This is a genomic window from Planomonospora algeriensis (genome assembly GCF_977012225.1).
Map to the genome: position 1 here is coordinate 1 of NZ_CDRNDK010000513.1, position 4,118 is coordinate 4,118.

Below are 4,118 nucleotides of genomic sequence, written 5' to 3' on the forward strand. Positions count from 1 at the left end.
GGACGGCGTCGACGGCGGCGGGACGGCCGCGCTGGACGGCGGCGAGCAGGTCGTAGGCGCGGCGGGCGAGGGGGGCCTGCGGATGGCCGGTCGTCCGGGCGGTCTCCAGCACCCCCCCGGACCAGGAGCACGTGCTTGCTGCGCTGCGCGGCGGCGAGCCGGGCGACCGCGTCGGAGCCGCCACCGCCGGCGGCCAGTGCCGAGAACACCTCGGCCGGTATGCGGTGCTCACGCAGTTTCATGGGCGTGTTCCTTGGTCCGTGCCGACAGGTCGGCTTCGACGGTGTGTCTGACGTGCTCGATGAGGCGGAGGAGGTCGGGGCAGTAGACCGAGGGGTTGGCGAACCCGTGCCCCTCCCGGTAGCGGTGGGCGTACAGGCCGCCGCCGCAGACCCTGCCGACGGGACAGCGGCGGCAGGCGTCGGACAGGGCCAGCTCGCCGATCTGCCGGGCGGCGACGGCGGGCAGGAGCAGGACGTCGTCGAAGGAGTCCCGGGCCACGTGCAGCCCGGTCTCGGGGGCTCCCCGGTAGGCCGACTTCAGGAAGTCGGACTGCTCGATGCCGCCGTCGGTCTCCACCACCACCATGGCCGCGGGGGACAGCCCCACCTGCTCGCTCGCCGACGCGCCGCCGAGGAGGAGGTGGATGATCTCACCGAACATCCGGACCCGGGTGGACCGCCGGGGCGAGCGGTACCAGCGGTCGAAGACCGGGATCAGCCAGTCGGCGTACGGCGCGGCGCCCGGATCCGCGTCCCGGCCCGGGGGCGGCGCCGACCAGTTGCCGTGCGGGAGCAGGAAGTCGACGGCGGGCGGATCGAAGGCGAGCAGGGCCTCGTAGGCGCCCACGGGGTCGTTCCTGAGATCGACGGTGCACAGCAGGCCGCCGAAGAGACGCCGGTAGGCGGGAGAGGTGAGCAGGCCGAGCGCCTCCACGACCATGGCGTGGCTGCCCTGCCCGTTCGCGCGGCGGCGGCTGCGGTCGTGCATCGCCTCGTCGCCGTCGAGGCTGACCCCGACGCGCACGTCCAGTTCGTCGAAGAGGTCGAGGTAGCGGCGGTCGAGCAGGGTGGCGTTGGTCTGCAGCGTGACGCGCACGCGCGTCCCGCCGCCGGCCTCGGCGCGGACCCGGGTGACGAGGTCGCGGATGGCCTCCCGGCCGGCGAGCAGGGGCTCGCCGCCGTGCAGGACGACCTCGACCTCGTCGAGGGCATGGGCGCGGGCGTGCTCGGCGATCCGCGCGGCCGTGGCGGCGAAGGTCTCCGGCGCCATCCTGCGCGGTCGGCCGAGCCAGCTGTCGTCGGCCATCTCGTACATGTAGCAGTACGCGCAGGCGAGGTCGCAGCGGCTGTGGATCTTCAGGATGAACTGCCGGAACGGAGTCGGCCGCCAGCCTCCGGCCATCAGTTCCCCGACATCGAGGGTCGACGGCCATTCGCGCACCGCTGATCAGCCTCCGCGTTGAGACCACGTTACGTAGCGCAGGATAGAGGAGGGATGTCCGCATCGCAGCGGAAACCGCAGCGGAAACCGCCGGGTGTCGCGTCCGCACCCCATGACGATTCCGGCCTCTGCGGGTCAGGATCTTGACTATCGATGCGAAGTCAGGCGAAATAGGAAATGGCGCAAGAGAGGTGTGCCGCGGTTGCCAAGAAAACCTGAAACCGAAAATCTGCCACCCGAAAACATGTTTCCGGCAATGCTCGACGTGGACGGATTGCTGGCCTCGGGATGGCAGCCGTCGGCTTTCCGGCAGTTCATCCTGAAGATCCACAGCCGCTGCGACCTCGCCTGCGCGTACTGCTACATGTACGAGATGGCCGACCAGTCCTGGCGGTCCCAGCCGCGCCGCATGTCGGAGGCGATCGTCGACCGCACGGCGCGGCGGATCGCCGAGCACGCCCTTGCGCACGACCTGGCCGAGGTGGAGGTGATCCTCCACGGCGGGGAGCCGCTCCTGGCCGGTCCGGACCTCATCTCCCTGGCCGTGCACACGATCAGGGCGGCCGCCGCCGACGTCGGCACCCGTGTGCGGGTGGCGGTGCAGACCAACGGCCTGCGGCTCGACGAGACCTTCCTGACCCTGTTCGAGAACCTGGAGATCCGGGTGGGGGTGAGCCTGGACGGGGACGAGGAGGGACAGGACCGGCACCGGCGCTTCGCCGGCGGGAGGGGCAGCCACGCGGCCGTCACCGCCTCGCTGCGCAGGCTGACCTCGAGCCGCTTCCACCATCTGTTCAGCGGGCTGCTGTGCACCGTCGACGTCCGCAACGACCCGGTGGCCACCTACGAGGCGCTCCTGGCGTTCGACCCGCCCGCCGTCGACTTCCTGCTCCCGCACGGCAACTGGGCCACGCCCCCGCCCTTCCGGGACCCGGCCTCGTCCGCCACGCCGTACGCCGACTGGCTGATCCCGATCTTCGACCGCTGGTACGGCTCGCCCGCCGGCGAGACGGAGATCAGGCTGTTCACCGAGATCATGCGGCTGCTGACCGGGCGCGCCTCGCGCACGGAGGCGGTCGGGCTGTCCCCGGTGCGCATGGCGGTCGTCGAGACGGACGGGAGCATCGAGCAGTCGGACATCCTCAAGTCCAGCTACCACGGGGCCGCCGTGACGCGCATGCACGTCCTGCGCGACTCCTTCGACGCCGTGCTCGCCCACCCGGCCATCGCCGCGCGGCAGATCGGCGAACTGGCGCTGGCGCAGACCTGCCTCGAGTGCGACCTCGTCAAGATCTGCGGCGGCGGGCTCTACGCCCACCGCTACAACGCCGGCACCGGATTCCGCGCCCCCTCGGTCTACTGCCCCGACCTGTACCGGCTCATCAGCCACATCCACGCCACCCTCGCCCGGGACGTCGCCCTGCTGAAGGGAAGCCGATGAACCTCTCCGCCCGCCCCCTCCCCGACGGGACTCTGACCGAGCTGGCGGCGGGCGGGGGAGGGGCCGCCGCCGTGCGCGCGCTGCGGGAGGCGCAGCGCGCGAAGACCATGCTGCTGGTCCGCGGCGTCGTGGAGGAGGCGGCCGAGACCCGCCACCCGCACGCCGGCCTGGCGGCCGACGCCTACGACCTGCTGGTGGAGGCGGAGGGGCGCGCCGCGGACGCGGTCGGCCGGGTGCTGACGCACCCGGCGGCCGGGGGCGTGGGCGTGGCGGACCTACCGGTCGCTGCGGCGCAAGGCCGGAGCGGAGGACCCGGGCAGGCTGGGGAGCGCTGGCCGCGGCCGCCGCGGTCGGCTCGCGGACACCGTGCAAGGTCCGGCTCCCCGTCACCGACGGGGGCGTCATGCTGCCGTCCCTGGGACTGCTCACCGCCCCCGCCGGGGCGGGGCCGGTGACCGACGTCGTCGTGCGGCCCGACGGAGCCGGGGCCGAACTCGTGATCGGCCCCGCCACGGTCCGGGCCGACCCGCTGCGGGACGGACCGGGCTGGCAGGCGCTGCACCGGCTGACCGGGCCGCCCGGTTTCAGTCCGCTCGTCGACGACCTGGACCCCTACCGCTGGGTGTCGGCCGACGCCGTCGAGGAGAGGCTGAGCCCGGAGCGGCGCCGCTGGTGGGGATCGTGCCTGCGGGACGCCTGGCGCATCCTCACCGCGCACCACGGGACCGTCGCCGAGGAGGTGGCCGGGACCATCTCCGTCCTCACCCCCATCCGGGCGCCCGCCTCCGGGCAGAACAGCGCGACGTCCCGGGAGACGTTCGGGACCATGGCGCTCTCGGAGCCCCTGCACGGGCTGGGGTTCGCCGAGACCTTCGCCCACGAGGTCCAGCACGCCAAGCTGACCGCGCTGACCGACCTGGTGGACCTCACGCTGCCGGACGACGGGCGGCGCCACTACGCGCCGTGGCGCCCCGACCCGCGCCCGGTCTACGGGCTGCTGCAGGGCGCCTACGCCTACCTGGGCGTGGCGGCGTTCTGGTGGCGCCAGCGGGAGTTCGAGACGGGCGGGACGGCCCTGCGCGCGAACGTGGAGTTCGCCCGGTGGCGGGAGGGGGCCCACCTCGTCACCGGCACCCTCGCGGACAGCGGCCGCCTGACGGAGCGCGGCCGGGAGTTCGTCGCCGCGATGAGGGGGCGCGCTGGAGCGGCTGCTGGCCGAGCCGGTGGACGCCGC

4 protein-coding genes are annotated in these 4,118 nt (G+C 73.4%); 3 read left to right on the forward strand and 1 reads right to left on the reverse strand.

Annotated features, from left to right (window positions below; all coding sequences use genetic code 11):
- Positions 1-228: 228 nt before the first annotated feature.
- Positions 229-1,443, reverse strand: coding sequence for an FxsB family cyclophane-forming radical SAM/SPASM peptide maturase (locus tag ACWJ6R_RS31415; RefSeq protein WP_449065695.1), 1,215 nt, complete (start codon positions 1,441-1,443; stop codon positions 229-231).
- A 256-nt stretch (positions 1,444-1,699) separates the two neighbouring features.
- Between ACWJ6R_RS31415 and ACWJ6R_RS31420 the strand changes: the two genes are divergently transcribed.
- From ACWJ6R_RS31420 to ACWJ6R_RS31430, 3 genes are all read left to right on the forward strand, one after another.
- The gene (locus tag ACWJ6R_RS31420) at positions 1,700-2,884 is read left to right on the forward strand and encodes an FxsB family cyclophane-forming radical SAM/SPASM peptide maturase (protein ID WP_449065696.1); all 1,185 of its coding nucleotides are present in this window, start codon (positions 1,700-1,702) and stop codon (positions 2,882-2,884) included.
- Positions 2,881-3,339 carry a hypothetical protein gene (locus ACWJ6R_RS31425; protein ID WP_449065697.1) on the forward strand — a complete coding sequence of 153 codons (459 nt, stop codon included), beginning with the start codon at positions 2,881-2,883 and terminating at the stop codon, positions 3,337-3,339. Before ACWJ6R_RS31420 ends, ACWJ6R_RS31425 begins: the two co-directional genes overlap by 4 nt.
- Positions 3,288-4,118 (forward strand): aKG-HExxH-type peptide beta-hydroxylase (locus ACWJ6R_RS31430; protein ID WP_449065698.1); only part of this gene is annotated, 831 nt, incomplete at its 3' end. The genes ACWJ6R_RS31425 and ACWJ6R_RS31430, both read left to right, overlap by 52 nt.

What these genes read in the sequence shown, in the direction of transcription:
- ACWJ6R_RS31420 (WP_449065696.1), top strand. Translation starts at nt 1,700, where the DNA reads ATGCTCGACGTGGACGGATTGCTGGCCTCGGGATGGCAGCCGTCGGCT.
- ACWJ6R_RS31425 (WP_449065697.1), top strand. Translation starts at nt 2,881, where the DNA reads ATGAACCTCTCCGCCCGCCCCCTCCCCGACGGGACTCTGACCGAGCTG.